Source organism: Mycobacterium kiyosense (assembly GCA_021654635.1).
Classification (GTDB): domain Bacteria; phylum Actinomycetota; class Actinomycetes; order Mycobacteriales; family Mycobacteriaceae; genus Mycobacterium; species Mycobacterium kiyosense.
In genome coordinates this window covers 5,078,426-5,103,955 of record AP025179.1, presented here as the reverse complement: position 1 = coordinate 5,103,955, position 25,530 = coordinate 5,078,426, and the positions used below count along the sequence as shown (strand labels likewise).

The following is a 25,530-nucleotide window of genomic DNA, read 5'->3' as shown; positions in this document are numbered from 1 at the left end:
GAGCCTGACCGTCGTGGACGCGATCAGCTGACCGAGAATCCGCCGTCGACGGCGAGCACCTGATTGATCACCGGACTCGGGGCGGTTTCGGCGGAGTCTGCGTCATTCGACGCCCCGCTCCTCGTGGCTCTGCTGGGCCGTCACGCCGATGCCGGGAGCGGCTCCATCTGCAGGTAGAGGTCGATGCGCGTGATCTTGTCGGAGTCGTCGAATTCGTACACCGACAGCGAATTCACGGTGCTGGTGAAACTGCCCATGGCACTGCGCTCTTCGAGTTCGAGGAACACCCGGCCGGGGGTTTCGGTGATTCGTTTGAACTCGCACTCCCATTGCGCGGACCGGGCCCAGCCGGTCAGGAACTCGACGTAGGTCGCCCAATTCATCACTTCTTTGAACGCTCCGACGCGCTGAAATTCGTCGACGGCGACGAGTTCGGCCAGCGGCGACCAGCTTTCGGCGCAGAAGCCGGGTTCCTTGGCCTCGCCGACGAGCCGTTTGACGACGAGGCTGTACTGCAGCACCGTGTGCGCGCGGCCGGTGTGGTCGCCGATGACGTCTTCGACTCTGCGTGTTGTCATCACACCGATTGCCCGGCGCGCTTCAGGTAGCGTTCGAGCACCTCGACGTATTTACTGGTGCCCTGGAACGGGCGGTGCACACCGATGGCGGCGTCCGGGAAGGTCAGCGCGTAGGCCTGAGCTCCCATCGTGGATGCGCGGGCGGCGACTGCGATTTCAATCGCCATCGGCCATGTACCGGTCGATGACGGAGTGGTAGTGGCCGATGACGACTTCCTCTTTCACCAATGTCATGTGGTCGAGGCGGTTGTTGCGCAGGCCGAGCTGCTGGCGCGGCATCTGTTCGTAATCTTGTTGCAGCGCTTCGAAATACTTGTGGCTGCCCGGTTCGGTGACGTCGGTCAATTCCACCCGGAAGGCGTCGCGATGCTCCGGCGGCAGGTACATGTAGCTGCTGACGTGCCAGATGCAGCGGTTCGGGTCGCCGTCGGGGTGCGGCGCCGCCATGACGATGTGGCACTCGCCGGCGCGGACGGTCATGAAGTAGTTGGGAAAGAGCACCCAGCCCTGGTTGTCGCTCATCTGGTCGTCGGTGAGTCCGCTGACGTCCAGCCCCATCCCGGTCAGGGTGTCACGGGTGGCCTGTTGCAACAGTTTTCGCGCGGTGACGTCGCCGGGGAAGGCCAGGGTCCCGTCCGGTGCGCGGTGCTGTTCGACGAGTTCGCGGAAGCGCGGGATCACCGCGGCCGTCGAGGGGAACGTCTCGGGCAGGTCCATGATGCCCTCGACCTGTTTCTCCGGGCCCGCCCCGCGCACCTCGAACGGCGCGACGCCGACGCTGTGATTGGCGAAGAACCGGTACCGGGTGGTGGCCGGATCGATCGTCAGAACATTCAGTAACTGCGGATGGATGCCGTTGATGTGATAACCCTCCTCGAAGGCGTCCATCACGACTTTCCAGTTGCAGTCCAACGGTTCTCGGACGTCCATCACCGCGGTCATCTCGTCGAGATGGTAGGGCGCGAGCAGTTCGGCCACCTCGGGGCCCAGGAAGTCGAGCAGCGGCTCGGCGCCGGGGTCCGGGTTGAGGAAGATGAAGCCGGCAAAGGTGTCGACCGGCACTTCCAGTAGCGAGTTGTCGCTCTTGTCCAGCGGGCCGGCCAGGTTCTCCCGCAGCATGCCGCGCAACCGGCCGTCCAACTCGTAGGACCACAGGTGGTACTGACACAGAAAGCCGCGTTTGGCGTTTCCGGTGGCAGCGTTGCACAAGATGTTGCCGCGGTGCCGGCACGCGTTGACGAAGCCGCGCAGCTTCTCGTCCTTGCCGCGGACGATCACGAACGACTGGTCCAGGATCCGGTATTGCTTCCAGTCGCCGACGCTGGGCAACTCGTCGACTCGGCCGGCGATCTGCCAGACCCGCATCCAGATCCGGTGCCGTTCCCGCTCGGCGTATTCGCGGGAGGTGTAGCGCTCGGTGGTGATGCGCATGTCGAAGGTGCCGGGGCCGATGTCGGCCAGGCCGGACCCCACCCCGGAATCGGATTGGACCCACTCTCCGGGGCGGATTGTCCGCGTCATTTGTTGCACTCCTCCGGCCGCTCCGAATATACAAATGTGTATATCAGATACAAGAATGTATATTTTAGCGGAATGACCTTGTCAACCGGTATGCGAGGATCGACCCTGTGCCGCAACGGTGGACCCGCGAGCGACGTCTCGAGCACACCCGCAACCTGCTGCTCGACGCCGCCGAGGACGTGTTCGCACGCAAGGGTCTGCTCGGGTCGGCGCTGGAGGACATCGCCGACGCCGCCGGTTACACCCGGGGCGCGATCTACTCACACTTCGGCGCGAAGGAGGAGCTCTTCCTGGCCGTCGTCGAACGTCAGCGGCAGCGATTCCTGGCGGGTTTCACCGCAGCCGTCGAATCGTTTCACCAGCTCAGCGACGTCGACCTGGACGAGCTCGCCGAACGCTGGCGGACGACGAGCGGGGGCACCGAGCGGGCGGCGCTGGGTTACGAGTTCACCTTGTTCCTGCTGCGGAACCCCGAAGCCCGAGAACGCCTCGCCGAGCAGCGGCTGCACACCATCGAGTCGCTGGCCGAGTTCATCACCGAGAACGTTTCGCGACTCGGCGCGACTCTGACGATCCCGGCCGATACCCTGGCCCGGGTCATCCTGGCGGTCAACGACGGCATCACCCTGGGTAGCCATCTCGACACTGAAGATCTCTATCGCCCGTATCTGCAGTTGATCGTGTCGAGCATTTCCCCTGCGGACGCCGGCGCGGCCGGTCGTTAACCTGGTCGGAGCCGGCAGTGGGAGTACGCAAGATATGACGATCGACAATTTGGTGGTCGAGACCGCTTACGGTCCGGTCCGGGGTAGCCGGGTGGACGAGTCGGGGGTCAAGACCTGGAAAGGCATCCGGTTCGCCGCGCCGCCGGTGGGGGACCTGCGCTTTCGGGCTCCGGCACCGCCGCGGCCGTGGACCGAGGTCGCCGATGCCACCGCGTTCGGGCCGGCCTGTCCGCAGTCGACATTGCCGAATATGAAACTCGATCTGGGCGCACCGCAGGGCGAGGACTGCCTGCGGTGCAACATCTGGGCGCCGGCCGGTGCGCAATCGGGCGCCGCGCGACCGGTGATGGTGTGGCTGCACGGCGGTGCCTATGTCCTGGGTTCGGGCAGCCAGCCGCTCTATGAGGCCGACGCGCTGGCCGCCGGTGGCGACGTCGTCGTGGTCACGGTGAACTATCGGGTCGGGGCGCTGGGCTTCCTGGACTTGTCGTCGTTCAGCACGCCGCGGCGGAGTTTCGACTCCAACGTCGGGTTGCGGGACGTGCTGGCCGCGTTGACCTGGGTGCGTGACAACATTGCGGCGTTCGGCGGTGATCCCGGCAACGTCACGCTGTTCGGCGAGTCCGCGGGCGCCGGAATCGTCACCACGCTGTTGGCCAGCCCCGCGGCCGAGGGCCTGTTCGTCCGCGCTATCGCGCAGAGCTCCCCGGCCACCTCGGTATACGACCACGACCGTGGTCGCCGGGTCACCTTGGCCGTCCTGGACAAGCTGGGCATCTCCGAATCCGATGCGTCGGAGGTGGCGGATGCGCCGACCGCGGCCCTGATCGCGGCGACCAGCGAAGTGTTCAACGAAGTGCCGGTGCGCAATCCGGGGACGCTGGCGTTCGTGCCCATCGTCGACGGCGACCTGCTCCACGATCAGCCGGTGAAGCTGGCGCAGGAGGGCCGGCTGCTCCCAGTGCCGTTGATCATCGGGACCAACAAGAACGAAGCGGCGCTGTTCAAGTTGCTGCGTTCGCCGCTGATGCCGATCACGCCGCACGCGATCACCACGATGTTCAGCCAGATCGCCGCCGAGCAGCCGGACCTGCAGCTGCCCGCCATGGCGCAGTTCGAGTCGGCCTACTCGGGGGGGAGCAAGGCGCGCAGCGTCGGGATGGCCACCGATATCGGCTTCCGGATGCCCTCGGTGTGGTTGGCCGACGGTCACAGCAGAGTGGCGCCGGTGCATCTGTACCGCTTCGACTACGCCACACCGCTGCTCAAGCTGCTGATGGTGCGCGCCGCGCACGCCACCGAGCTGCCGTATGTGTTCGGCAATCTCGGTGGCCCACAAGACTTTTCGCTGAAACTGGGTGGCGCCAAGACCGCCTTTGCGGTCTCGGAGCGAGTGCGGGCCCGTTGGATCAACTTCGCCACCCACGGCACGCCGGACGGTCTGGCCGGCGAGCCGCACTGGCCGTGCTACCAGGAGCCCGACCGCGCGTGTCTGGTGATCGACAAGCGCGACGCCGTCGTGTCCGACGTCGATGCGCGGATCCGCCAGGCCTGGGGTGCCCAGATGGTCAGCTTCCGGTAGCCGCTGCCGCTCCCTTGCCGGCTTTCTTGGCCGCCTGCGCGTCGGCCTTCATCTTGCGGAACAGCTCGACGTAGTACGGCAGGCATTCCTTGAGCGCCTGTTCGGTGGTGAACAGCGGCTCGTAACCCAGATCGCGGCGTGCCTTTGCGATCGAGAAGTAGTTGTTGATGGCGATCCGCTCGATGGCCAACGGCTCGAGAAGCGGTGCGGGCGCGCCGAATTGAAAGTGCAGCCGCTGCCAGACCGTCATCGCGGCACGCACCGGAGGCGCGGGAATCCTTATCGTCGGCCATTTTTCGCCGCACGCTTCGATCACCGGGCGCGCGAACTCGAACATGTTGATCGGTTCGCCGTCGTTGATGAAGTAGGCCTGGCCGGGCGCGGTGCCGCCGGGAACCAGGTGTTCGGCGGCCAGGATGAAGCCGTGAATCAGGTTGTGCACGTAGGAGTTGTCCAACTTGGCTGACTTGGGGCCGACCAGCACCTTGGTATGGCCCTTGATCACACTTTCGAACACCTTGCGGAACATGGTCTGGTCGCCGGTGCCCCAGATGCCGCTGGGCCGGATCGAGCAGGTGAGCATGCCCTCGACGCCGTTCTGCGCCAGCACGTACTTCTCGGCGGCCACCTTGGTCTCGGTGTAGAGGTCGTTGAACCGGGTGGTGTAGGGCATCGTCTCGTCGCCGTTGGAGATCTCCTGGCCGCCCATCACCACGCTGTTGGATGCGGTGTAGACGAACCGCTTGACGCCGGCCTTGCGGCCGGCGGTGACCAGGTTCTCGGTGCCGCCGACGTTCACCGAGAAGCTGCGCTGGCGGTATTCCTCGGTGACCGAGGCGCCACCCATCAGCTCGATGATCGCCGCGGTGTGGATGATCGTGTCGATGCCGTCGACGGCCGCTTCGCACACCGCCTTGTCGGTGATGTCGCCCTGCAACACCTCCAGTTTCGGGTGCTGCGGCAGCGGCGAGGGAGCGCGGTCGAACGAGCGGACCTGATGTCCGCGATCCAACAGCGTCCTGACCAGGTTGGCGCCGACGAAGCCCGAGCCGCCGGTGACCAGAACGCTGCCTAGTTCGGTTGTCAGAGATGCATCACCCATAGTGACGCGGAGCATAGCAGAGAATAACTGGAACGTGTTCCAGTTGAACAAGAACCCGCGGTCCGGACGCGGCCCGACTCAGGTCGGGTCGGAGTCGCCGGCGGCCAGCGCGTCGGCCACCCGCTGGCGGGCGCCAGCTAAGTGCTCCTCGCACCTTTTGGCGAGTTGTTCGCCTCTTTCCCACAGCCGCAGCGACGCGTCTAGATCCAACCCGCCCTGCTCCAGGAGCCGTACCACTTCGATCAGTTCGTCCCGGCAGTCTTCGTAGCCGAGCTGACTAATAGGTGTAGTCGCCTGCTCGCGGTCAGGATCCATCGGTCTGTCCTTCGCTCAGCGCTGCGACGGCACCGTCGGCGACCCGCACCCGCAGCCCGGTGCCGGCCGGCGCGTCGTCGACGGACCGCAGCACCGCGCCCGTCGCTGCCACCTGCACCACCGCGTATCCGCGGGCCAGGGTCGCCGCCGGGCCCAGCGTCGAAAGCCGCGCCCCCAGATGTCCGACGCGTTCGGTCTCGGCGACGAGCATCCGGTTGATGTCGCGGCGCAGCGCGGAGCGCGCCCGCGAGATCTCCTCGGCCCGGGTCGTCACCATGCGCAACGGGTCGGCCAGCACGGGTCGGCTGCGCAGGTGGGCCAGCGCGCGTTGTTCGCGGGTCACCCAGTTGCGCAGCGCTTGGGCGTTGCGCCGGCGCAGGTCGTCGACCAGCCGCTGCTCGGCGGCGGCGTCGGGAACCACCTTCTTGGCGGCGTCGGTGGGGGTGGCCGCGCGCAGATCGGCGACCAGATCGCACAGCGGATTGTCGGGTTCATGGCCGACCGCGCTGATCACCGGTGTGCGGCAGGCCGAGATGGCCCGGCACAGCGTCTCGTCGGAGAACGGCAGCAGGTCCTCCACGCTGCCGCCGCCGCGGGCGAGCACGATCACGTCGACGTCCGGATTCCGGTCCAGGTCGCGCAGGGCCTCGACGATCTGTGCCACGGCGTTCACGCCCTGCACGGCGGCGTGCCGGATGGCGAACCGCACCGCCGGCCAGCGCGCGGCGGCCACTGTCGTCACGTCGCGCTCGGCGTGACTGGCGCGGCTCGAGATCAACCCGATCATGTTGGGCAGAAACGGAATTGGCCGCTTGAGCCGCGGGTCGAACAACCCTTCGGCGTCCAGTAGCCGGCGCAGCCGTTCGATGCGGGCTAGCAGCTCGCCGACCCCGACGGCACGAATCTCGCTGAGCCGCAACGAGAATGTACCCCGGCCGGTGTAGAACGAGGGTTTACCGCACACCACCACCTGAGTGCCTTCGGCCAGCTTCACCGGCGCGTTGAGCACCAGGTCGCGCGAGCAGGTCACCGTCAGCGACATGTCGGCGGCCGGATCGCGCAGCGTCATGAACACCGTGTTGGTGTTGGGCCGCAGGTTGATCTGGGCGAGTTGGCCCTCCACCCAGACGGTGCCGAGCCGGTCTATCCAGCCGGCTACCCGGATGGCGACCGCGCGGACGGGGTACGGGTTTTCCGGTGAGTTGGCCTCCGGCGCAGCGCCGCGGGTCACTTCGCGGACGCGCGGGTGATCCTGTTGGCCAGCAACGTCTGGAACGGGGCCCGGGCTTTGGTGGCCTGCTCGTAGGCCAGCAGCGCCTCGAGCTCGGCGACGTCCAGCGACTGCAGCCGGGCGCGCAGCTGCGCCAGGGTCAACTGCGGGTAGTCGAGTTCGGTGGCCACGGCCGGGACCGGCACGCCGGCGGCTTTGCCCGGTTGCTTGGTGGCGGGTGGGGCGGTGGGTTCGGCGGCCTCGACGGTGTCGGCGGCGTCGGACACCGAGTACAGCGCGAAGCGCCCCTCGGTGCGGCGTTCGGTGTCGATGCCGTCGACCGGGATGGACGAGAAGCCGCTCTGGCCGCCGCCGTCCAGGACCTCCAGGTCCTCGTCGAACGTCGCCCACTCGGGCTGTTCGTCCTTGGGCGGAAAGATCGACTCCAAGGTGCTGTCGCCCTTGATGACCAATTCAGCGATGTTCTGCTGAACCCGCATCACCAGGTGTGCCGCCTGGCTGACCAGGGTCATCGGGTACATCAGGATGGTTTTCGGAAGCCTCATCGTCTCCTCGACGGCGACTGTCGCCGCGCCGACCAGCAGCCGAACTCCATACGGTGCAGTAGCCATGGCTCCAAGACTGCCTCAAGCAGCGGCTAACTCCAAGCTGAGCGCGCGCCGGTCCGGCGAAATGGCAGGCAGGTCCGCGCGGAAAGTACCCTGGATCCCATGGTGCCCACTATCGACATGGGGATTCCCGGCGCTTCGAGCTCTATAGCAGGCTCGCTAGCCGATTCTCCGACCCGCAAGCGGGTGCTGCTGGCCGAGCCGCGTGGTTACTGCGCCGGTGTGGACCGTGCCGTGGAGACGGTCGAACGTGCCCTGGAGAAGCACGGAGCACCCGTTTACGTGCGGCACGAGATCGTGCACAACCGGCACGTGGTGGACACGCTGGCCAAGGCGGGCGCGGTGTTCGTCGAGGAAACCGACCAGGTGCCCGAGGGGGCGATCGTCGTGTTCTCCGCGCACGGGGTCGCGCCGACGGTGTATGCGGCGGCCGCCGAACGCAACCTGCAGACCATCGACGCCACCTGCCCGCTGGTCACCAAGGTGCACAACGAGGCCAAGCGTTTCGCCCGGGACGACTACGACATCTTGCTGATCGGCCACGAAGGCCACGAAGAGGTGATCGGCACGGCCGGGGAAGCGCCCGACCATGTGCAGCTTGTCGACGGGGTCGATTCGGTCCAGCACGTCAGCGTCCGCGACGAGGACAAGGTGATCTGGTTGTCGCAGACGACGCTGTCGGTCGACGAGACCATGGAGATCGTCGGCCGGCTGCGGGAGCGCTTCCCCAAGCTGCAGGACCCGCCCAGCGACGACATCTGCTACGCGACGCAGAACCGTCAGGTCGCGGTCAAGGCGATGGCCCCGGAGTGTGAGCTGGTGATCGTGGTGGGGTCGCGCAACTCGTCGAACTCGGTGCGGCTGGTCGAGGTGGCCCTCGGCGCCGGATCGCAGGCCGCGTACCTGGTGGACTGGGCCGACGACATCGATCCGGCCTGGCTGGACGACGTCCGGACGGTCGGTGTGACGTCCGGGGCGTCGGTTCCCGAGGTGCTGGTCCGCGGTGTGCTGGAGCGGCTGGCCGAATACGGTTACGACTTGGTGCAGCCGGTGACGACGGCCAACGAGACGCTGGTGTTCGCGCTGCCGCGGGAGATCCGGCCGCCGCGGTCGAAGGGCTGAGCAGCGGTTCATTGCTGACGCGGGCCGCGGCGTAGGTCGCCACAGCTAGCTCAGTTGTCGTATTCCCACTCAGCAGGCGGTCGGCGTGCGGCACGCGGACGGCGGCCATTCGCGCGCGGTTCGTCGAGCGGCTCGCCCCGCGGATCGTTGCGCGGCGGCTGGCCGCGATAGCGGACCTGCGAAATCGGGTGGTGGGTCGGGTTGGCGCCGCCCGAACCGGCCGGCGTAGCGCGCCGGCGGGGCTCGTAGGGCGGGTACGGCTCGGGCGCGCGGCGCTCGGGGCGGCTGCGGCGGTCGCCGCGGGCCGGCGGCTCCGGCCGGTCGTAGGTTTCGTAAGGGTCGAAGCGGCTGGTGCGCGGCTCGGGGCGGTCGTAGGGCCGCTCGTACGGGTTGCGTCGCGTACGCGGCTCGCGGCGCGGCTCCCGCGGGGGCGGGGCACCCAGGTCGGCATCCGGGTCGGGGCGCCGGCGGCGTGTCCGGCGCGGCGGCTCGGCAGGGTCGAAGTCGCCTATCTCGGGTCCGGGCGCCGCGCTCCTACGCGCGGTGCGCCGCGTGCGCTCGTCAGCCGACCCGCTCGCCTCGTCCGGGCGGGCGTGCCGCGACCGGGTCCGGGCTGCCGGCCGTTGCGCGCTGCCGCGCCGCGCCGCGCGGGTGGTTCTCGCGCTGCGGCCTCTGGCGTGCGCCGGTGGCGCATCCGCGCCGTCGGACTCGTCGGCGTCTTCGCCGGTCAGGCCGGCCAGCAGCGTGCGTGCCTTGGCTGCGAGGCCGGTGAGCAGCGGGGTGCGCGCCGCTGTTCGTGTCGCGGCCTTGCCTCTTTCTTCGTCTTTGACCGCGTCGGCGGCCGGGGCCGTCCGGCTGCTCTTGCCGAAGTACCAGCGGAGCAGCCCGATCAACAGCACCCCGCCCGCGGTGCCCAGCATCAGCGGGAACCGCTCGATCAGCGGGTAACCGCAGTTGATCAACAGGTCTTTGAACTTATCGACCTTGCCGCCGTGGAAGAGCCAGTACGCCCCGGGGACCGCGCAGAACAGGATCAGCGGCGGCTGGATCACCGCGGTGAACACCGCCGCCTGCCGCACCGCCAGCACCGCGGCCACGCAGCCGGCGATGTACAGCAGGGCGAAGGTGTGGGTCAGATCCTTGTGGCCGGCGTCCAGCAAGTAGCCCAGGGCCGTCGCTCCGACGGCGATGAGCACGGCCGCCCACCACGGCACCCCAGGGATGCTGGGGACGATCGAGCGGTGGCTTGGCTCCACCGCGGACCTCTCCCGCTGCGCTGACACACGTCGACCGTACCGGCAATCAGGCCAAAGGCCCGTATATAGGCGGGCACTCGCCGGGAGCGTCCCCCGTACACTTGGCTCCTCGTGAGCCTCAGCCTGGGAATCGTGGGTTTGCCCAACGTCGGCAAGTCGACCCTCTTCAACGCGTTGACGCGCAACAACGTGGTCGCGGCCAACTACCCGTTCGCGACGATCGAACCGAACGAGGGCGTGGTGTCGCTGCCGGACCCGCGGCTGGACAAACTGGCCGAACTCTTCGGATCCGAACGCATCGTGCCGGCGCCGGTGACGTTCGTCGACATCGCCGGGTTGGTGCAGGGCGCCTCGGAGGGGGCCGGGCTGGGCAACAAGTTCCTGGCCCACATCCGCGAGTGCGACGCGATTTGCCAGGTGGTGCGGGTGTTCGCCGACGACGATGTGACGCATGTCTCAGGCAAGGTGGATCCCCGATCCGACATCGAGGTCGTCGAAACCGAGTTGATCCTGGCCGACATGCAGACCTTGGAGCGCGCCCTGCCCCGGTTGGAGAAGGAAGCCCGCACCAATAAGGAGCGCAAGCCGGTGCACGACGCGGCCTTGGCCGCGCAGCAGATTCTGGACAGTGGCAAGACGCTGTTCGGCGCCGGCGTGGACACCTCGCCGCTGCGGGAGCTGAACCTGCTGACCACCAAGCCGTTCCTGTACGTGTTCAACGCCGACGAGTCGGTACTGACCGACGCTGCGCGGATCGCCGAGCTGCGTTCGCTGGTCGCCCCGGCCGACGCCGTATTCCTGGACGCCGCAATCGAATCCGAGCTGATCGAGCTCGACGACGAGTCTGCGGCGGAGCTGCTGGAGTCGATCGGGCAGACCGAGCGGGGCCTGGATGCGTTGGCGCGGGCGGGGTTTCACACGCTGAAGCTGCAGACGTATCTGACGGCCGGGCCGAAGGAGGCGCGCGCCTGGGTGATTCACCAGGGCGACACCGCGCCGAAGGCCGCCGGGGTGATTCACACCGATTTCGAGAAGGGCTTCATCAAGGCCGAGATCGTGTCCTTCGACGACCTGGTGGCGGCCGGATCGATGGCCGCGGCCAAGGCGGCCGGCAAGGTCCGGATGGAGGGCAAGGACTACGTGATGGCCGACGGGGACGTGGTCGAGTTCCGACACGGAGCAACAACAAAGCCGACGAAGTAGGGCCGATCCCGCAAGGGCGTTAGGCCAGCTAGCTTGGCCCCGTCCTCAAACAGGAGATCAGCCCGCACATGACCACCACCCCCGTCCCGTTCTGTGCGCACTCCGATGTCGGCGGCCACGCCGATGAGTGCCCATGCTCAACCCGCCCCCGGCCGACGCGACCACCGTCCACGGCTGGACACGCCGCCCGTCGTCGGACCTGCCGGGGCGCGCCTTCGTCGGCACCGTCCGCGAAGCCGCCGGCTTCGCCATCGCAGTGCAGGGTGCGCAGCGCTCCAACGGCACCGCTACCCGCTACGTCAGCATCGACGTGAGCGGAGCCCGCCCGGATGCGTTCACCGGCTGCGTGGCGTTGGACGTCGAGGCGGTGCGTCAGTTGGCGGCGATGCTGCGTGACGCCGCCGATGAGGTCGACCGGCTTCGGTGCGCACGATGACCGTACCCGAGAATCACGCGGCCACCTGGCGTGACCTGGCCGACCAACTCACCGCCGAGCAGATCGGCGACTTGGAGAAGTCCGAAGCCGCATCCGCATGGGACTCCCTCAACGACGCCGCCGAGCTGCTGCTGCACATCGCACGCCGCTGCGCCCAGGACAACCTCGCCGACGCCATGTTCGCCGAGGTACCCCTACCCGACGGGGCGGACCACGCCGAATCCTGGGAACAACGACCCGACGGCACCTGGCTGCGGTGCCTGGGCCGGCCCTCCCACGAAATCCCCGGCAACAAAGCCGCCGTGACCGCCTACGGCACCCAGCACAGCGACGGCACCGTCACATGGCTCCTCGGTGTGATCGACGGCGACGACCTGACCCCACCCAGGCCCGCCACCTGGCCGCCGCGCTGCTCGACGCCGCCGACGAGATCGACCGGGCGTAAAGGAAGACACGCCCCCCTGTTTCGACGTTTCGCGTCCCGAAAACCTCCGGCGTGCTACAGCAATTTCCCGCGCGCCCCACGAAACCGTATTTCGTTGTCGCACCGATGTTTGCTGCACGCGAAATCTCGCGCATACGACGACTTCTCACGCATCCACCCGGTTTGCTTGCCGCACAATGCATTTCCGTTTATCTTCGCCACTTATGACCCCATCCGATTCCACTTCGCTGCCGGCGGCGCACACCGGGCTACAACCATCCATCGGCAGCGGCGTCAATGCTGCCGTGCGCGCCGAGGCCGCCCGATGACCGGCGACGGCGACGCGTCCTGCTGGCGCGACCTGACCGACCAGCTCACCGGCTGGCAGATCAACGAACTTGACCGCATGGACGCAGAAGCCGACCAGTCGGCGATGCCCGCCGGCGACCAGGCGCACGCGCTACTCGAGGCCGCCCGCGGCTGGGCCCGCGCCAACCTCGCCGACCACGTGCTGTTCAGCGACGTCACGCCACCGGCCGACGCCACCCGCATCTGGCTACCCGAGGAAAGCGACACCGGCTGGATCCGGGCATTCGACGGCACCCGACGCAGCGTCAGCGCCGACACCGACGTGATCATCCTCGGCTGCCAGAACCAAGACGGCACCACGGTGCGCACGATCGGCATCGTCGCCCGCGGCGACTACGACGCGGCGACAGCCCGGCAGATCGCCGCGGCCATCCTCGACGCCGCCGACGAACTGGACCGGGCAGCATGACCGCGACCCTCGACGACACTACGACCGCAGCCGCAACCCCGGCGCCCAGCGTGATCGGATTGGCTGACTGGGAGGTGTGGCAGTACGCGCAGCGGCTTTCCCCGCTGACCGTCGCCGAACGCCTCCGCCTGATACGACGCTTCCGCGACGAGACCGGCATCCAGCCGCTGCGGGCCGAGCCGCTCGATATCTCCCGCTGGCTGGCCTCACACACTGAATGGTCGGACTCCACCGCCGCCACCTACACCTCGTATCTGGCCGCCTGGTTCAAGTGGCTTGCAGATCATGGACCGCCGCCTCGACAACCCGATGATCAAGGTGGGGTCGGCGAAGGTGCCGGATCGTGAGCCGCGCCCCGTCGCCGACGCCGACGTCCCCAAACTGCTCGCAACGCGCATGTGGTCCACCACCCGCGCGATGATTCTGCTCGCACTGCTGGCGGGCCTGCGGGTCAGCGAAATCGCCCAGATGCGCGGCGAAGACATCGACCTGACGGCCCGGCTGCTGTGGGTCAAAGGCAAAGGCCGCAAGCTGCGCTCAATCCCGCTGCACCCGGCCCTGATCGAGCTGGCCGCGCAGATGCCAGCGACCGGATGGTGGTTCCCGATGCGCGGACACCCAGCCGAGCACATCCACCGCAAATCGGTGTCCGACATCATCGGCCGCACCATGCGCCGCGCCGGCGTCCGCGGCACCCCGCACGCGCTGCGCCACTGGTACGCGACATCGCTGCTCGACGACGGCAACGACCTATGCACCGTCCAAGAACTGATGCGGCACAAGAGCATTCAATCGACCCAGATCTACACGCGGGTATCCGACACCCGGCGGCGCGAGGCCATCGCGGGCCTGAGCCTCTACCGACACCCGGCCAGCCGCCACGGCGTGCCCCAAGGAACGGACGTGACCAGTGCTACCCTCTGAACAGGTCCGCAGCTTGGACCGTTCAGGGCATGGCATGGCGCGGGATCGAATCCCTGTAATCGACCCGAAAGGTTCCACCATGTCCGCATACGACCCCGAAAAGATGGAAGAGCAGCGCAAGCTGGCGCACGAATCCACGCGCGCCGAATTTGCGCGACGAGAAGCGTTGCAGCGCAGTAAGTTTGAAGACGCGCTTGCCGCGATACGTGAACCGTCGACTCGATCGCCCGAAAAGGTCGCGGAGATCCGTGCGCGGCTCGAACAGATCGGCCAACCGCCGTTCGAGGTTGTTGACCTCGACTCGTAGCTACCTGCTTGAAGGGGTCCATCCCAACGGGGAGGTCGGGCAAGCGTTCACGTTGCGATCCCCACCCTCGCGCGGCGCTTGCCCCGCCCCCCATCCTTTTTCAGCCCGACACCGGTTGACCGCAGCGGTCAGGCGGCTCGCAATCCGTACAGGTCTGCGACCATAGGCTTTCTGACTTACGGTTGCGGCGCACCGGCCGCCCGCGACGTCGCCGGCGCGCCTTGGCGGATGACCAGAGGGATGTCGGGCTGATCGACCTCCCTGCCCCGCTCGATGTCCTGTCCTTCCCTGAACGCCCGCGCTTTGTCGGCAGCATGCGCAACCATAGGCGAATGCACGTGTTCACCACCCCCACCGGCGAACTCGCCGCCCTCGTCGGACCTATCTGCGAAACCCCCGGCTGCGCCTGCGCCGGCTGGGCCGCCCTCGACTCAGCCCAACCCGTCGACACCGCCATCGTCACCGAACGCGCCGACCTCACCTGCGAGCACCTCGAAACGGCGGTCACCGACTTCCTGCAACGCACCGGCTGGGCCAAGGTAGACCCACACCTGGCCGCCGAGCTGGCCCGCGACACGGCCGCCGAGATCGTCGAGTTCGCCGCCGAGTATCCGGCCGGCACGAGACTGCGGGTCAGCTTCGACCACGCAACCGACGAATGGGCATTTACCCGCGTCGAAGCCACACTGAATTAAGCCCTATCCGGGTCCGGCTAAACACGTTGCCCCACATTGGTTTTCGGTGCGCGAAAGTTGTTGTTTTCCAACGGTTTTCGACACAGCAATTTTTTGTCGTGTATAGAGCGGCCTGACCGCTTCGGTCAAGAGGGGTGAGGAAAGAAAAACGGGGGGGGGGTGCCATGAATCATGCTGTGCCGCAACCCTTTTCGTGTGTCGAATCGTCTTGCGGTGCAACGGGTTTGATGTTGAAGAACTCGATGACAGCCGCGGGGTGGGCGGGTCGTGTCGCTCGTCGCCGTTGGGCTGCGTGGGTTTTGGTGGCGCGGTTGCAGGCGGCGTGTTCGGGGCCGCGGTAGAGGTCGCGGTTGTCGTCGTCGTGGCCGAGGTCCCAGGGTTCACTGAGCTGTATTGGCAGGCGGCATCGCCAGCAGATGACGGTCCCGGTTGCCACTTTCGGTGCCCATTTGGCGCGTTCCTGCTGGTGTTGCCAGCCGTAGCCGCGGTCGGTGGTGTTGCCGCGGTAGCTGCTGGTGGCGGGGGTGCGGCGTGGCGGGGGATCGAGGAGCCGGTCGGCCAGTTGGGGAGGGGGCGGCTGTCGCGGCGGCGGTGGTTACGTCGGGGCATTGGCGTGTTGGGTGGTTGGTGGTCAGCGCGGCTCGGTGCGGTGTCGCGCCCAGGCGATCGCATCGGTGCGTAGGGCAGCCCAGGCGAACACGGGGTCGCCGGCGAGTTGGTCGAGGTGCGGGGTTGCCCGCACTGCCAGCACCTGAGCGGCGTCGTAGGCGGGGGCCATGACCAGGGCCAGGTGGTCTAGCCAGCCGTGCAGGACTTGGCGGGTGCGGGTGGCGTGGTCGAGGCGTTCACCGCCGGGGTGCACACCGAATCCGACGGAGGCTGAGAGCATCCGTTCGGCGGCCAAACCGAGTGTGTCGTCGCCGCGTTGGGTGCGGGCGACGCGGATTTGCGCGATGAGGCCGCGGGGGTCGTTGGTGTCGAAGTGCACGACTTTGCCGACCAGATCGCTGCGGTTGTGCTCGCGGCAGACGCGGATCTTTTCGGGGTTGGTGGCGGCGTCGTCGAATGCGCCGGGGTAGATGGTTTCTCGCCACGGTTGGCCGCGGAACAGGACGGTCGCGTATTGGCCGTATGGCGCCGCGATGACGGTGATGTGGCGTTGCTGGGGGTCGACGTCGAGGACTTCGGCGGCGGCGGCGAGGGTGGGGCTGGTCATCGTTGGTCTGCTTCCATGAGGTCAGAGAGGGCTGAGGAGTGGGGGCGGGCTGGGACCCCGCCGCGGCGCGGCGGTTGTTGTGCTGCGACGGCGGCGATTTCGGCTTTGCGGCGTTGGGCTTGTTCGTGTTCGGCGCGGATGGCGGCTGCTCGGGCGTCGAGCAGTTCGCGGCATACGTGGGCCGGGATGGCGCGCAGGCCCGTTGCCGGGTCGACGGTGAGGGTGTGTTCGGGGATGCGGGCGGCGACGGTGTGGGCGGGCTGGTCGAGTTCGGCGGCGACGAGGGCCAGCGGGACCAGCGGCTCGGCGGTGTGGGGAGTGGTCATGAAGCGAGGTGCCTTTCTTCTGGGGGTTGAGCGTTGCGGCGGATGGTGCCGACGCTGGTCATGCAGCCGCCGTGGTTGCGGGGCGTGTGGTGGTGGGGGCAGCCGGGAAAGATCGTGCGGTGGACGGCGGCGGAGTTGGCGCAGCGGGTGCACAGCACAGCGTTGTCGGCGGTGAACAGCAGGGCCAGCGCGCGGCGCCCGAACCGGTGCGCGCAGGTGGTGCATAGCAGTTGGCTGGTCATGGCTGCCCGATTCGGGGGGCTGTGGCGGGCGCTGTACGGCCATCGCGGGCCTGCGGGTGTGGTGGTGGCGGCGGGCCGGCCCGGTGGCGTTGTGGAGCCACACAGCCGCGGGCGGTTGAGCATCTGCGGCACATGCGGGCGCCTGGGGCGGCGAAGTCGTCGAAGCAACACCAGGCACCAGGCCCGGCCGCGGTCTGTCCGGCGCGCGCGGATGCCCACGTCAAGCCACGGTTTTCTGCTGTTGCGCCGTCGCCGGGCGGGCCTGGGCCTGGTCTTGCAGCAGCAGGATGAGGGTGCGCATCTGGATCTTCAGATCGCCCAGATGCAGTGCCAGCAAGGCGAGTTGGGCGACGATCAGCACGGTGCCCGCGGTCAGCCACGCGAGGATCAGCCAGGCGATCATCGGTAGACGACCTGAAGTTCAGCGTTGTGGTCCTTGCGGGCCCAGTACCGCAGGCAGTCGGTCATCGTGTCGGAGCCGGTGTGTGCCATCGCTTCCCGGGCGCGGCGTTTACCGCGCCTGACCCACTCGCGGGGCAGGCGCACGCGGCCGTCGATGAGCGGCAGGGCGGTGAACGCGGCCTGTTCGACTCCGAACAGCAGCTCGACGGCGGCGGCGTCAAGCACGGGCTCGCCGTCGATTTCGCGGACGCGGATGGTGATGGTGGCGGTCATGCGGGTTTTCCTTTCGGGCAGGGGTGGATGCCGTCGGCGGTGGCCGCGGGTGGGCGGTGCCAGCGGCAGGTGCCGCCGGGGGTGGCGACTGGGATGCGGCAGCGGGTGCCGCGGCGGGTGCGGCGGCCGCAGTACAGCGGCAGCAGCTCGACGCGGGCCTTGATGCGCGGCGGCAGCGGTCCGACCCGCTCATGCGGGGGGACGTCGAGCCAATCGGGGGCCGACGCCGCAGCCAAGTCCGCGATCAAGTCGCGGTGGACGGCGTGGGCTTCGATCGCCGCCCACAACGCCGGCATCAGCTCGTCCAGCACGAAGCCGATCGACATGTCGCAGATGCGGACCGGGTCACCGGGTGCGGCCCTGGGCGCGGAGACGGCGATCGCGACTCCGACGTCGCTGTGAAAAACGCGGATCGGTGAGGCAGCGGTCATGGTTCCTCGATTCAGGTTGGTTGTGGGTTGCGGCAGCACAAGTGCTTCGGTGTTTGCTGTGCAGCTACAACTGGGGGTGCTGCCCGGTGCTGCCCGGTGCTGCCCGGCAGCGGTGCGAAGTGCTGCCCAAAGTGCTGCCCGCTGCTGCTGCCCGCTAGGGCGGGGCAGCAGCGGCAGCACTTGGCATCGGAGGGTCACGCTTCACCGTCCTGGGCAGCACTTCCGGCAGCAGTGAAGGCGTTTGCTCCGTCGGGGATTAACCGCCCCTGTTCGAGCATCGCGTCGACCGTGGCCGAGGCGTCGGCCTCACGGAAGCTGTGTCCCGCTTCGCGCATGAGGGCATAGAGGGCTCGCTTGGACTTCACCCGGTGATCGGGCAGCGTCCGGGTGACTTCCCATATCGTGTCGGCGAGTTTTGACTTGGACAGATCGGTCGCCGCCGCGGTGTCCTCGGGTGTCGGCGCGTAGAACATCAGCTCGAGTGGCTTGAATGGGTCCGAGGCGTCGACGACCAGCGTTCCGAGGTAGGTCTTGCCGACGGTGCTGCGGTCGGGCGAACCGTGCTTGCGGAGGTGGCCAGGACGGTCCTTGGTCACGTAGACGTTGGATCGGCCCCGCCGGTCGCGGCCGAACGGCTCTCGATTCTCCAGGGCGATCCTGGCGCCGTCGATCGCGTTGCCCTTATGGACCGAACCGTAGGCGTTCTTCCGGGTCCCGTCGGCGCCGCCAGGCAGATGGTCGCAGGCGATCGTCGCGGCGCCGGCACGCAGAAATGGGGCGATGAGGCGGCGCCGGAACAGAGCGGCACCCTCGGCCGCGAGAATGTCGTGTCCGTTGAGAGTCATCGCCTCGTTGACGCCGTCGTGGATCACCAGAGTGGGCACGGGGTCGAGCAGGTTGGAGATGTTGTCGCGGTTGGCGGCCTCGTTAGGTGCGACGAACCGGAACAGCGGCGGAAGCATCAGCTTGTCTGGCACGCCGAGGTCGCGTAGCCGTTCGATGGTGCTCTCTGGTCCGGGTTCCTCGTAATGCACGTAGACGACAGGGTTTCCGCGCTGCAGCTCGGCGGCGGCGCAGGCCAGCACGAACCATGACTTGCCGCTCTCGGTCTCACCGATGACGACGTGTTCGCGGCCGGAATAGATCAGCCGCACACCGTCGCTGCGGGCCGCGCCGAGGCTTGGTGGCTCGGGAGGTTTCATTTCGCCGCGCAGGTAGGGTCCGAGGTCGATCGGATGCCACGATTGGCCGAGTTTCTCAGTCGATGCGGTCGCCTGGTCGGCAGCGTGTCCGTTCGGTTTCCGGTGTGCGGGGCAGGGTGTCGTATTCGCCGCGTAGATGCGGATCGGTGGGCTCGGTGCCGTCCCAGTCGGCCCAACCGGCGGCCTCGTGCTGGCGTCCGTCGAGCCCGGGCGGCTCGGCCAGGTCGACGACGTGCCCGTTGGATAGCGGCTGGCCGTCTTCGTCGGGCCAGATCGGCTCGGGATAGTCGCGGCCGTACGGAATGTCGGGCATCAGGCGACCCTGACGGGTGTGCGGGCGAGCGCCGCGGCGATGTCGGTGGGGACCAGCGGCGGCAGGCCCAGCGCGGCCAGGTAGGCGACGGTGTACCGCCAGGCGTCGAGCTGGTGACGGGTCGGTGCGTGGCCGGTGGGTGCGGCTGCCTGCCCGTCGCCGACGGCGCACAGGATCGGGTCGCGGTGCCCGCATGGCAGCGGGACGCAGCGGGCGGCGGCAAGGCGCCGCCGGTGGAGCTGGCCGGCCAGATGTTGCGCGGAGTGTCGGCCCGCGCTGCTACCGTGGGCGGTGCTGGTCGTGGTGTCGGAACCCTCAGCATCGGACGGGCCCTGGGTGTGGGGCCCGTCTTCTTTTTCCGGCGGACCCCCGTAGGTGTTCATGCAACGTCACCGCCCTGGAAGCTGGAACGCAGGATCGCGGCGATCCGATCGCGCACTTCGGGTGGCGGCGTCGGCCAGTCTGCGACGACCTTGGCGGCACGCTCAATGAGCAGCTCGTATTCGAGGGCAGCGCTGGCTTCGCGGACCTTGGGGTGATCGGGAGGGTAGGACTGGATCCGCCGCGCTTTGCTGGCGCGTAGCTTCGCAACGGCGGCCGAGGGTGCAGCCATGACGGTTGCCTCCGGGTATGCGAAATGACGCACTCCGCTGGGAGGCTTGACTTGGCAGGCCCCGCGCCTGCCCCTGTTTAAGGGGCCACCTCGACGCTGCCTACTTGCGTCGAAGTCTAGCGGCTAAACCACGCAAGCTGATCTCGGTGACATTTTTCGAGGCCAGAGCGTCGAGGATCGGCGCGATATTGGCATACCGTGCGGGAACAGTCACGCCGCAGCGGTAACACTTGAGATTGAACCGGCCCGCGGTGAGGCCTTGCTCTTCGATCCCGCCAGGTTTCCGGAAAGACGGGAAGGGGCTTGTTGGGCCGTGATAGATGTCGGGATGGACGTGAAGCGGCTTTTCGCCGGCTTCGATACGGAGCTGGTCTGTCCCCATCGTGGCGGAATGGCTCAAGGCGCCGAGCCAGTACCGTTCTCCCCGGAATTCGACCCGCTTGAAGACCTCGACGTATTCACGGTGCTGGTCGTGCGACGAGTCGTCGCAATACATCCCGACGCGCGGCCCCGATTCCAGTGACCGCATGAACACGCGAAGGTCAGTGGTGTCATTCATTCTCGAACCCACTGTCGCGGCGTGACCTCGACGGTGTTCTCGTCGAACGCTCGGGAGTAGCGAGTTCCCTTGTGCAGCCGCACTACACAGAGCGCGTCGATCACGGCACGCTGGGTCATGAGACCGGCGTCGAGAAAAGCGGCGGCCGGATCGGGGGTGGCCAGGATTTCGCCCAACGCGGCGCTTGTCGTCTGAGCCGCCATCGCACGTTCCAGCACGGACAACTCGGCTCGCACATGCGCGTTCGCCGAGGCGTATCGGTGGCCGTCGATCCGACCCGCATCGTAATCTGCCTCGATCCTGGCGAGCCGGTCGTGCAGCCGAGTCGATTCGGCGAGCAGCGGGGCGAGTTGCGCCTCGGCCGGCGCCAGCAGTTCGGTCATATCCTCGCGTCGCAGCCGAGCGGTGATCACCGCCCGGACCCACGCGTCGACTGGGCCGCGGGCACGGTTCACGTGTCGTTCCTTGCACCGGTAGCGGCCCTGGGACCAGCCGCTGACGGGTTCCTCGCACACTCCACATAGGAACAAGCCCGATCCCAGGTGGCGGCGGTCTGTGCCCTCCCGGTTGGTCACGCGGCGCGGGTCGTTCAGGCGTGCCTGCACGACATCGAACACGTCTCCGCTGACCAGCGGCTCCCAGTTGCCGGCCTCGCCTGTCGGGCGGCCCTGATAGATTGCGCGTCCCGCATAGCGTGGATTGCTCAGGATCGTGCGGACGCTCGACGGATTCCATGGACGTCCGTGGCGGGTAGTCACCGCTTCATCGTTGAGCGTGCGGCAGATCGAACGCAGCGACTCACCGGCATAAAACAGCTTGAAGACGCGGCGTACCGTCTCGGCCTCATCGGGCACGACGTCACCTTTGATTGTGTAGCCGGTCAATCGCACCCCCCAGAGGTGGCCGGCCCAACCGGGCGCGTTGGGAAAGCGCGTCACGCTGGCGGCGAGATTTCCTGTCGACCTCGGCGCGAGCGACAGCCAGCTTCACCCGCGCGAACATGCGGCCCGCATCGGTGGTCAGGTCTGCCTCGCCGTTGGCAGTGACTAACGCCAGCCCCCTCTCCTCGGCGGCCTCGATCCAGTCCTCGAGCTGACGTGGCTGGCGCGTGAGCCGGTCGAGGTCATAGCAGACCAGGGCGTCGAACTCTCCCGCTTCATAGGCGCGTAGGAGCGCGTCGTAGCCGGGCCGGTTCTTGCGGGCGTCGCTGGCCGAAACGCTGCTATCGACGAACTCCCGCAACGGTTTCCAGCCTCGCTGGCTGATGATGCGCGCGCATTCGTCCCGCTGGCGAGCGATGGCCAGCCCCCTCGCCGGTCTGGTCAAGCGATATCCGGAGATATGTAGCAGCACGAAGTCGACTCGCCATCGACATATTGTTGCACGGCGTTGTAATCTGGTCGAGTTCCGGTTCAACGTCTGAACGTCTGGCGGTCCAGCATCACGCTGGAATTCGGTACATGCCGACGCTTCCGCTTGCCGAAGTCCGCGCAAACTTGTCCAGACTGGTCGATGAGGGGGTTCGGACACACCAGCGAATCGAGGTGACACGACAACGGCACGGCGCGGCCGATTTCGGGTCGTTTACCAGATTTTCGCTGAGCGGGTAGTCGTCCGCGTCGTCCACATCGCGCACCGTCGGGACGTTCACCGACGACGCATCGCGCGGGCGAGGTCGACGTATGAGGCGATGGACTTCACTGGGCTTCACAACCGAGTAGAAACCTGACGATCTCGACATGGCGGACCAGAAACGACTTCTCGTCGAGTTTCTTGCGCCGCATCCAGGTGGTGACTTCCGAATCGCACTTGCTGGCATTGCATGAGCGGCAGCTGGGCACCACGTTGGCCAGGGTGTAGCGACCGCCGTTGGCGATGGGCAGCAGGCAATCCCGCTGCAGGGCAGCTCCGGCCTCGCCGCAATAGGCGCAGCCACGCCACGCGAATTTCAGAGCGGTCCACTGGACTTCGGTGAGATCGTGAACGCTGGCCGCTATCCGACGGCGGCGCCGGCGGGCATACCGCTGCGCGCGAGTGGGACGCCGGGCCGACACCACCGCAACATGCTAACCGCCACGTCCGTGGTTGCCGGGCATCTTCCGGGGGTGTGCCGCGGGAGCGAGCTACGCCGACTGAACGGTCGGCGAGGGAGACGCCGGTGGTGTGGGACTCGGGCCGGTCGGGGCCGGGACCTTGCTGGGCACCGACGGCGCGGTCAGGGAGCCGTACTGGGGGCAGTAGGCCTGGATCGCGGCCCCGGTGAAGTAGGCGGCATTGAGTGCCGGCCAGCTGGTGGCGTTGGTGACCTTGGTGACCAGGTCGGCGTTGCTGGTGTTGGGATTAGCGCTCAGCGAGCCACAGACGACGGTTTTCGCGACCTGAATCGCCCGATCGGGCGCGCCGTAGTCCATGCCGGAGGTCTTGAGGTTGGTGATGAACGCGTCGTCGGTGGAGTCCGCATGGGCCGGCACGGCCAGACCGACGGCAAGGAGGACCAGCGCAATCGCTCTCGCCACCATGACAGCTCCCCTTGATCGCACGCCGCGCCTCCCATGACCGAGGAGTCCGCGAGATTTCTCCCCATCCTAGCCAGTCCGGCCCGCTTGCCGCAGGTCAATGCGGCCGCCTCAGGGTTTGCGGCCGGCGAGGTAGAGCAGCCGGGCCTGCGGTGTCGCGGCCGAGGGCGGCGGGCCCGCCGACGCAGTGAAGAACGACAAGCGGGGTTCGCCCAGCACCCACTCGATGAAACCCAGCGCGAACTGCACCAGTCCGTCATCGAGTCGCTCGTCAAAGCCGATCGAGCGAGAGATGTCCCAGCTGTGGACGGCGGTGTCGAACGCGACCAGACCAATCGCGTCCCAAGCGGGCAGCGGAACCCGATATGCCACAACGGTATTGAGGTCGTGCAGCGAGCCGATCGCGTCATTCAGCGCACGGGTGCCCTGCTGCCACGCGGCGAGGTGATCGGCGCCGAGCCAGTCGTCCTCCCGCGTCGTCACGTACTCCTCGAGGCTGCCGCCGCGCAGGATCCCCGCGATGCGGTGATGCAGACCGACCACGTGGTTGACCAGCTGCCGTAGGTTCCACTCGGAGCACGGGGTGGCGTTGTCCCAATCGGCCGCGGCGATGGCGTGCAGTCGGGCCGTCAGTGCCGATCGCGCGAGCTCCAAGGCCTCGAGTGCGGAGTCCGTCATAGTGTCAGTCTGCTCCCGCGTGCTGGACCAGGCCGAAGTGTCGCCGAAACAGTCTGTTACGTAACCCTATTGGAGCTGAACTCTGTGTTGACAGATGGCGGTACCCTAGTGGGCGTCGGCAGGAGAAAGCACATGGTCAGACTGCTCGCGTGCGCCGCGCTGGCGGGCGCTGCGGTGACATTTGCGCCGTCCGCGCACGCAGATCGCACGGTCACAGCCAGCGAAGCGTGCGCCGAGGCGATACCCGGATCGATACCGGTGCAACTCACCTTCGAACTCTCGTGCCAGGACCCCGAGGTGTGGAAACGGCAAGGCACGGTGCCGGGGACCGAGCCGATGCCCGTCCTGATGGCGCGGGTGTTCCCCGGCTCGTTTCGGGTCAACCCCGCCAACCGCTGGTCGGATTGGGTGATCCCGCAGTGAGGCAACCGCAACGCGTTACCTGAGAGGAATCAATTGCGCGCCAAACGAATTACGGCCAATCTGCGGGTGCCCGACCTCGAGGCGGCGAAGGGCTTCTATGCCGGTTTCCTCGGGTTGAGCGACGAAGAGTTCAACTTGGGGTGGGTGGCGAGACTCACCTCTCCCGACAGCGGCGTCAGTGTCCAGTTGGTCACGCGGGACGCGACTTCGGCAGCAGATTCTGTGATTTCGGTTCATACCGACGACGTCGAAGGCGCGTATCGGGAAGCTCAGGAGCTGGGCTACGAAATTGTGCATCCACTGACCACCGAAGCGTGGGGAGTGCGCCGCTTCCTGGTCCGGGCGCCGGACGGCAATGTGGTCAACGTCGTCCGTCACGCCGACTGACCCCGGCACGGCTTCCGGCCGTTCGAGACAGCGGCGCGGCCATTTATGAGACGTAGATCTGATGTCGCGGTTGATGTGACCCACGGCACGCGCCGAGATCCCCGCCGGGTCGGCTGATCCGACCCGGCCGGCCACGCGCGACCTTGGACTTTCGGGTGGGCACTGCGGCGCCACACTTAATAATTAGATTGCTGCACGAAACTAGCTACGACTGAACTAGCAGTTGGACACGATCATATGGACCGTAGCGAAATTTGCTGACTAATTACCTTAGTCTCAGTGATCACATCTGTTTCAGTTATTAGATTGCGCCGTGACCTACCTGCTGTATACGAAATGACCAAACCATTGTTTAATACGCGTGACGAGCACCACAAATTTTGATTTCTGACGCTAATTGTCGGTAGCGTCCGGCCCCATGATTGCTCTTGCAACGCTATTGGCACTGGTTAATCAAGTTTCCGGGACGCCCTACGTTCCGGGCGGAGATTCTCCCGCAGGCACTGATTGCTCAGGACTGGCGTCCTGGGTAGCAAATGCGGCCAGCGAACGTCCGGTATTCGGTAGCAGGTTCAACACCGGGAACGAAGAGGCGGCGCTGCTCGCGCGTGGCTTTCGGCCGGGCACCGCTCCCAATGCTTTGGTGATCGGGTGGAACGGGGGGCACACTGCGGTGACACTGCCCGATGGAACTCCGGTGTCCAGCGGCGAAGGTGGTGGTGTTCGCATCGGCGGCGCCGGCGCTTACCAGCCCGGATTCACGCACCACATGTTCTTGCCGGTCGATGAGCTGCCGGAAGGCGAGCTCCCGGCGCCGGACGCCCCCGATGCTCCTGCGGTTCTGGTTGACGCGGTGGCGCCGGAGCCCGCCGCCCCGCCCCGCCGGCCGCCGCGGCCCCGAAGCCGCCCAGCCGCCGGGCGCCGAACCTGCTCCGGCCGGCGATCCGCAAATGGCGTCCTGACCCGACGGGGCAAAGTGACCAACGCGACAACTATGTTGTGCGACCTGAATCACTCCAATTTCGAATAAACGCAGCTACGCCCGCATGGCGCATTTGTGGCGTGCGTCACAATGCGCTACGGGTGTGGTTCAAATCTAACGAGCCATTTGAATTCATCGCCTCAATAGCAATACCCACTAC

General features: G+C 67.1%; 37 protein-coding genes. 13 read left to right on the top strand and 24 right to left on the bottom strand.

Annotation, left to right across the window (positions count from 1 at the left end; genetic code table 11):
* Positions 1-140: 140 nt before the first annotated feature.
* The 3 genes from L6444_RS24000 to L6444_RS23990 are packed head-to-tail and all read right to left on the bottom strand — an operon-like array spanning position 141 to position 2,099.
* Complete coding sequence (locus tag L6444_RS24000; RefSeq protein WP_236977662.1) at positions 141-578, bottom strand: hypothetical protein; 438 nt, start codon at positions 576-578, stop codon at positions 141-143.
* Entirely contained in the window at positions 578-745 is a 168-nt protein-coding gene (locus L6444_RS23995) for a hypothetical protein (protein WP_236977661.1), read from the bottom strand. The genes L6444_RS24000 and L6444_RS23995 overlap by 1 nt, the downstream gene beginning before the upstream one ends.
* Positions 735-2,099, bottom strand: a complete 1,365-nt coding sequence (locus L6444_RS23990; RefSeq protein ID WP_236977659.1) for an aromatic ring-hydroxylating oxygenase subunit alpha — start codon at positions 2,097-2,099, stop codon at positions 735-737. Before L6444_RS23990 ends, L6444_RS23995 begins: the two co-directional genes overlap by 11 nt.
* Positions 2,100-2,206: 107 nt before the next feature.
* Between L6444_RS23990 and L6444_RS23985 the strand changes: the two genes are divergently transcribed.
* Complete coding sequence (locus L6444_RS23985; protein ID WP_236977657.1) at positions 2,207-2,824, top strand: TetR/AcrR family transcriptional regulator; 618 nt, start codon at positions 2,207-2,209, stop codon at positions 2,822-2,824.
* A 34-nt stretch (positions 2,825-2,858) separates the two neighbouring features.
* Complete coding sequence (locus tag L6444_RS23980) at positions 2,859-4,406, top strand: carboxylesterase/lipase family protein (protein ID WP_236977656.1); 1,548 nt, start codon at positions 2,859-2,861, stop codon at positions 4,404-4,406.
* Here L6444_RS23980 and L6444_RS23975 read toward each other — a convergent pair.
* The 4 genes from L6444_RS23975 to L6444_RS23960 all read right to left on the bottom strand — a co-directional run bounded on the left by L6444_RS23975 (position 4,393) and on the right by L6444_RS23960 (position 7,665).
* Positions 4,393-5,523 carry a 3-beta-hydroxysteroid dehydrogenase gene (locus L6444_RS23975; RefSeq protein WP_236977655.1) on the bottom strand — a complete coding sequence of 377 codons (1,131 nt, stop codon included), beginning with the start codon at positions 5,521-5,523 and terminating at the stop codon, positions 4,393-4,395. The genes L6444_RS23980 and L6444_RS23975 overlap by 14 nt on opposite strands.
* A gap of 63 nt (positions 5,524-5,586) precedes the next feature.
* Positions 5,587-5,823, bottom strand: coding sequence for an exodeoxyribonuclease VII small subunit (locus L6444_RS23970; RefSeq protein ID WP_236977654.1), 237 nt, complete (start codon positions 5,821-5,823; stop codon positions 5,587-5,589).
* Positions 5,813-7,054 carry an exodeoxyribonuclease VII large subunit gene (xseA, locus tag L6444_RS23965; RefSeq protein ID WP_236977653.1) on the bottom strand — a complete coding sequence of 414 codons (1,242 nt, stop codon included), beginning with the start codon at positions 7,052-7,054 and terminating at the stop codon, positions 5,813-5,815. Before xseA ends, L6444_RS23970 begins: the two co-directional genes overlap by 11 nt.
* A complete protein-coding gene (locus L6444_RS23960; protein WP_236977652.1) occupies positions 7,051-7,665 on the bottom strand; it encodes a lipid droplet-associated protein in 615 nt (204 codons plus the stop codon). Before L6444_RS23960 ends, xseA begins: the two co-directional genes overlap by 4 nt.
* 99 nt (positions 7,666-7,764) lie before the next feature.
* On the opposite strand from L6444_RS23960, the gene L6444_RS23955 reads away from it, so the two are divergent.
* Entirely contained in the window at positions 7,765-8,784 is a 1,020-nt protein-coding gene (locus tag L6444_RS23955) for a 4-hydroxy-3-methylbut-2-enyl diphosphate reductase (RefSeq protein WP_236977651.1), read from the top strand.
* 50 nt (positions 8,785-8,834) lie between these two features.
* Here the strand turns inward: L6444_RS23955 and L6444_RS23950 are convergent, their stop codons facing one another.
* A complete protein-coding gene (locus tag L6444_RS23950) occupies positions 8,835-10,067 on the bottom strand; it encodes a DUF6542 domain-containing protein (RefSeq protein WP_236977649.1) in 1,233 nt (410 codons plus the stop codon).
* Between the two features lie 84 nt (positions 10,068-10,151).
* Between L6444_RS23950 and ychF the strand changes: the two genes are divergently transcribed.
* The 7 genes from ychF to L6444_RS23915 all read left to right on the top strand — a co-directional run bounded on the left by ychF (position 10,152) and on the right by L6444_RS23915 (position 14,807).
* On the top strand, positions 10,152-11,243 hold the full coding sequence (ychF, locus tag L6444_RS23945) for a redox-regulated ATPase YchF (protein WP_236977648.1): 1,092 nt from the start codon (positions 10,152-10,154) through the stop codon (positions 11,241-11,243).
* A 133-nt stretch (positions 11,244-11,376) separates the two neighbouring features.
* A complete protein-coding gene (locus L6444_RS23940; RefSeq protein ID WP_236977647.1) occupies positions 11,377-11,679 on the top strand; it encodes a hypothetical protein in 303 nt (100 codons plus the stop codon).
* Positions 11,676-12,881 (top strand): hypothetical protein, encoded by a 1,206-nt coding sequence (locus tag L6444_RS23935; protein ID WP_236977646.1) that lies wholly within the window; start codon positions 11,676-11,678, stop codon positions 12,879-12,881. Before L6444_RS23940 ends, L6444_RS23935 begins: the two co-directional genes overlap by 4 nt.
* The gene (locus L6444_RS23930; protein WP_236977645.1) at positions 12,878-13,228 is read left to right on the top strand and encodes a hypothetical protein; all 351 of its coding nucleotides are present in this window, start codon (positions 12,878-12,880) and stop codon (positions 13,226-13,228) included. Before L6444_RS23935 ends, L6444_RS23930 begins: the two co-directional genes overlap by 4 nt.
* Positions 13,167-13,805 (top strand): tyrosine-type recombinase/integrase, encoded by a 639-nt coding sequence (locus L6444_RS23925; protein WP_236977644.1) that lies wholly within the window; start codon positions 13,167-13,169, stop codon positions 13,803-13,805. Before L6444_RS23930 ends, L6444_RS23925 begins: the two co-directional genes overlap by 62 nt.
* Before the next feature lie 79 nt (positions 13,806-13,884).
* Positions 13,885-14,112 (top strand): hypothetical protein, encoded by a 228-nt coding sequence (locus L6444_RS23920; RefSeq protein ID WP_236977643.1) that lies wholly within the window; start codon positions 13,885-13,887, stop codon positions 14,110-14,112.
* 332 nt (positions 14,113-14,444) lie between these two features.
* A complete protein-coding gene (locus L6444_RS23915; protein ID WP_236984647.1) occupies positions 14,445-14,807 on the top strand; it encodes a DUF7715 family protein in 363 nt (120 codons plus the stop codon).
* A 631-nt stretch (positions 14,808-15,438) separates the two neighbouring features.
* Here L6444_RS23915 and L6444_RS23910 read toward each other — a convergent pair.
* From L6444_RS23910 to L6444_RS23835, 16 genes are all read right to left on the bottom strand, one after another.
* Entirely contained in the window at positions 15,439-16,023 is a 585-nt protein-coding gene (locus tag L6444_RS23910) for an HK97 family phage prohead protease (RefSeq protein WP_236977642.1), read from the bottom strand.
* Positions 16,020-16,349 (bottom strand): hypothetical protein, encoded by a 330-nt coding sequence (locus L6444_RS23905; protein ID WP_236977641.1) that lies wholly within the window; start codon positions 16,347-16,349, stop codon positions 16,020-16,022. Before L6444_RS23905 ends, L6444_RS23910 begins: the two co-directional genes overlap by 4 nt.
* Positions 16,346-16,591 (bottom strand): hypothetical protein, encoded by a 246-nt coding sequence (locus L6444_RS23900; RefSeq protein WP_236977639.1) that lies wholly within the window; start codon positions 16,589-16,591, stop codon positions 16,346-16,348. The genes L6444_RS23905 and L6444_RS23900 overlap by 4 nt, the downstream gene beginning before the upstream one ends.
* A gap of 220 nt (positions 16,592-16,811) precedes the next feature.
* The gene (locus L6444_RS23895) at positions 16,812-16,994 is read right to left on the bottom strand and encodes a hypothetical protein (RefSeq protein ID WP_236977638.1); all 183 of its coding nucleotides are present in this window, start codon (positions 16,992-16,994) and stop codon (positions 16,812-16,814) included.
* Positions 16,991-17,266 (bottom strand): hypothetical protein, encoded by a 276-nt coding sequence (locus tag L6444_RS23890; RefSeq protein WP_236977637.1) that lies wholly within the window; start codon positions 17,264-17,266, stop codon positions 16,991-16,993. The genes L6444_RS23895 and L6444_RS23890 overlap by 4 nt, the downstream gene beginning before the upstream one ends.
* Positions 17,263-17,697: a hypothetical protein gene (locus tag L6444_RS23885; RefSeq protein ID WP_236977636.1), complete on the bottom strand. Its 435-nt coding sequence runs from the start codon at positions 17,695-17,697 to the stop codon at positions 17,263-17,265. The genes L6444_RS23890 and L6444_RS23885 overlap by 4 nt, the downstream gene beginning before the upstream one ends.
* 194 nt (positions 17,698-17,891) lie before the next feature.
* Positions 17,892-18,899 carry a P-loop NTPase family protein gene (locus L6444_RS23880; protein ID WP_236977635.1) on the bottom strand — a complete coding sequence of 336 codons (1,008 nt, stop codon included), beginning with the start codon at positions 18,897-18,899 and terminating at the stop codon, positions 17,892-17,894.
* 55 nt (positions 18,900-18,954) lie between these two features.
* On the bottom strand, positions 18,955-19,212 hold the full coding sequence (locus L6444_RS23875) for a hypothetical protein (RefSeq protein ID WP_236977634.1): 258 nt from the start codon (positions 19,210-19,212) through the stop codon (positions 18,955-18,957).
* Entirely contained in the window at positions 19,212-19,595 is a 384-nt protein-coding gene (locus tag L6444_RS23870) for a hypothetical protein (protein WP_236977633.1), read from the bottom strand. Before L6444_RS23870 ends, L6444_RS23875 begins: the two co-directional genes overlap by 1 nt.
* The gene (locus L6444_RS23865; RefSeq protein WP_236977631.1) at positions 19,592-19,825 is read right to left on the bottom strand and encodes a hypothetical protein; all 234 of its coding nucleotides are present in this window, start codon (positions 19,823-19,825) and stop codon (positions 19,592-19,594) included. Before L6444_RS23865 ends, L6444_RS23870 begins: the two co-directional genes overlap by 4 nt.
* 100 nt (positions 19,826-19,925) lie before the next feature.
* On the bottom strand, positions 19,926-20,384 hold the full coding sequence (locus L6444_RS23860) for a hypothetical protein (RefSeq protein WP_236977629.1): 459 nt from the start codon (positions 20,382-20,384) through the stop codon (positions 19,926-19,928).
* Positions 20,381-21,238, bottom strand: coding sequence for a recombinase family protein (locus tag L6444_RS23855; RefSeq protein ID WP_236977627.1), 858 nt, complete (start codon positions 21,236-21,238; stop codon positions 20,381-20,383). The genes L6444_RS23860 and L6444_RS23855 overlap by 4 nt, the downstream gene beginning before the upstream one ends.
* A 4-nt stretch (positions 21,239-21,242) precedes the next feature.
* Positions 21,243-21,737: a recombinase family protein gene (locus tag L6444_RS23850; protein ID WP_236977625.1), complete on the bottom strand. Its 495-nt coding sequence runs from the start codon at positions 21,735-21,737 to the stop codon at positions 21,243-21,245.
* A 344-nt stretch (positions 21,738-22,081) separates the two neighbouring features.
* Positions 22,082-22,438 carry an HNH endonuclease gene (locus tag L6444_RS23845; protein WP_236984380.1) on the bottom strand — a complete coding sequence of 119 codons (357 nt, stop codon included), beginning with the start codon at positions 22,436-22,438 and terminating at the stop codon, positions 22,082-22,084.
* Between the two features lie 69 nt (positions 22,439-22,507).
* Positions 22,508-22,903, bottom strand: coding sequence for a DUF732 domain-containing protein (locus L6444_RS23840; RefSeq protein WP_236977623.1), 396 nt, complete (start codon positions 22,901-22,903; stop codon positions 22,508-22,510).
* Between the two features lie 108 nt (positions 22,904-23,011).
* Positions 23,012-23,578: a TIGR03086 family metal-binding protein gene (locus L6444_RS23835; protein WP_236977621.1), complete on the bottom strand. Its 567-nt coding sequence runs from the start codon at positions 23,576-23,578 to the stop codon at positions 23,012-23,014.
* A 132-nt stretch (positions 23,579-23,710) separates the two neighbouring features.
* Between L6444_RS23835 and L6444_RS23830 the strand changes: the two genes are divergently transcribed.
* The 3 genes from L6444_RS23830 to L6444_RS23820 all read left to right on the top strand — a co-directional run bounded on the left by L6444_RS23830 (position 23,711) and on the right by L6444_RS23820 (position 25,418).
* A complete protein-coding gene (locus L6444_RS23830; RefSeq protein WP_236977620.1) occupies positions 23,711-24,001 on the top strand; it encodes a hypothetical protein in 291 nt (96 codons plus the stop codon).
* 33 nt (positions 24,002-24,034) lie between these two features.
* Positions 24,035-24,388, top strand: coding sequence for a VOC family protein (locus L6444_RS23825; RefSeq protein WP_236977619.1), 354 nt, complete (start codon positions 24,035-24,037; stop codon positions 24,386-24,388).
* 418 nt (positions 24,389-24,806) lie between these two features.
* Positions 24,807-25,418, top strand: a complete 612-nt coding sequence (locus L6444_RS23820; protein ID WP_459561257.1) for a peptidoglycan endopeptidase — start codon at positions 24,807-24,809, stop codon at positions 25,416-25,418.
* Positions 25,419-25,530 lie beyond the last annotated feature (112 nt).

Coding starts and splice junctions, on each gene's coding strand:
- L6444_RS23990 (WP_236977659.1), bottom strand. CDS start 2,099: ATGACGCGGACAATCCGCCCCGGAGAGTGGGTCCAATCCGATTCCGGG.
- L6444_RS23910 (WP_236977642.1), bottom strand. CDS start 16,023: ATGACCAGCCCCACCCTCGCCGCCGCCGCCGAAGTCCTCGACGTCGAC.
- L6444_RS23980 (WP_236977656.1), top strand. CDS start 2,859: ATGACGATCGACAATTTGGTGGTCGAGACCGCTTACGGTCCGGTCCGG.
- L6444_RS23975 (WP_236977655.1), bottom strand. CDS start 5,523: ATGCTCCGCGTCACTATGGGTGATGCATCTCTGACAACCGAACTAGGC.
- L6444_RS23880 (WP_236977635.1), bottom strand. CDS start 18,899: ATGAAACCTCCCGAGCCACCAAGCCTCGGCGCGGCCCGCAGCGACGGT.
- L6444_RS23875 (WP_236977634.1), bottom strand. CDS start 19,212: ATGCCCGACATTCCGTACGGCCGCGACTATCCCGAGCCGATCTGGCCC.
- L6444_RS23865 (WP_236977631.1), bottom strand. CDS start 19,825: ATGGCTGCACCCTCGGCCGCCGTTGCGAAGCTACGCGCCAGCAAAGCG.
- L6444_RS24000 (WP_236977662.1), bottom strand. CDS start 578: ATGACAACACGCAGAGTCGAAGACGTCATCGGCGACCACACCGGCCGC.
- L6444_RS23860 (WP_236977629.1), bottom strand. CDS start 20,384: ATGAATGACACCACTGACCTTCGCGTGTTCATGCGGTCACTGGAATCG.
- L6444_RS23870 (WP_236977633.1), bottom strand. CDS start 19,595: ATGAACACCTACGGGGGTCCGCCGGAAAAAGAAGACGGGCCCCACACC.
- L6444_RS23820 (WP_459561257.1), top strand. CDS start 24,807: ATGATTGCTCTTGCAACGCTATTGGCACTGGTTAATCAAGTTTCCGGG.
- L6444_RS23935 (WP_236977646.1), top strand. CDS start 11,676: ATGACCGTACCCGAGAATCACGCGGCCACCTGGCGTGACCTGGCCGAC.
- L6444_RS23830 (WP_236977620.1), top strand. CDS start 23,711: ATGGTCAGACTGCTCGCGTGCGCCGCGCTGGCGGGCGCTGCGGTGACA.
- L6444_RS23885 (WP_236977636.1), bottom strand. CDS start 17,697: ATGACCGCTGCCTCACCGATCCGCGTTTTTCACAGCGACGTCGGAGTC.
- L6444_RS23995 (WP_236977661.1), bottom strand. CDS start 745: ATGGCGATTGAAATCGCAGTCGCCGCCCGCGCATCCACGATGGGAGCT.
- L6444_RS23955 (WP_236977651.1), top strand. CDS start 7,765: ATGGTGCCCACTATCGACATGGGGATTCCCGGCGCTTCGAGCTCTATA.
- L6444_RS23890 (WP_236977637.1), bottom strand. CDS start 17,266: ATGACCGCCACCATCACCATCCGCGTCCGCGAAATCGACGGCGAGCCC.
- L6444_RS23905 (WP_236977641.1), bottom strand. CDS start 16,349: ATGACCACTCCCCACACCGCCGAGCCGCTGGTCCCGCTGGCCCTCGTC.
- L6444_RS23895 (WP_236977638.1), bottom strand. CDS start 16,994: ATGATCGCCTGGCTGATCCTCGCGTGGCTGACCGCGGGCACCGTGCTG.
- L6444_RS23920 (WP_236977643.1), top strand. CDS start 13,885: ATGTCCGCATACGACCCCGAAAAGATGGAAGAGCAGCGCAAGCTGGCG.
- L6444_RS23840 (WP_236977623.1), bottom strand. CDS start 22,903: ATGGTGGCGAGAGCGATTGCGCTGGTCCTCCTTGCCGTCGGTCTGGCC.
- L6444_RS23930 (WP_236977645.1), top strand. CDS start 12,878: ATGACCGCGACCCTCGACGACACTACGACCGCAGCCGCAACCCCGGCG.
- L6444_RS23940 (WP_236977647.1), top strand. CDS start 11,377: ATGCTCAACCCGCCCCCGGCCGACGCGACCACCGTCCACGGCTGGACA.
- L6444_RS23970 (WP_236977654.1), bottom strand. CDS start 5,823: ATGGATCCTGACCGCGAGCAGGCGACTACACCTATTAGTCAGCTCGGC.
- L6444_RS23915 (WP_236984647.1), top strand. CDS start 14,445: ATGCACGTGTTCACCACCCCCACCGGCGAACTCGCCGCCCTCGTCGGA.
- L6444_RS23925 (WP_236977644.1), top strand. CDS start 13,167: ATGGACCGCCGCCTCGACAACCCGATGATCAAGGTGGGGTCGGCGAAG.
- L6444_RS23835 (WP_236977621.1), bottom strand. CDS start 23,578: ATGACGGACTCCGCACTCGAGGCCTTGGAGCTCGCGCGATCGGCACTG.
- L6444_RS23960 (WP_236977652.1), bottom strand. CDS start 7,665: ATGGCTACTGCACCGTATGGAGTTCGGCTGCTGGTCGGCGCGGCGACA.
- L6444_RS23900 (WP_236977639.1), bottom strand. CDS start 16,591: ATGACCAGCCAACTGCTATGCACCACCTGCGCGCACCGGTTCGGGCGC.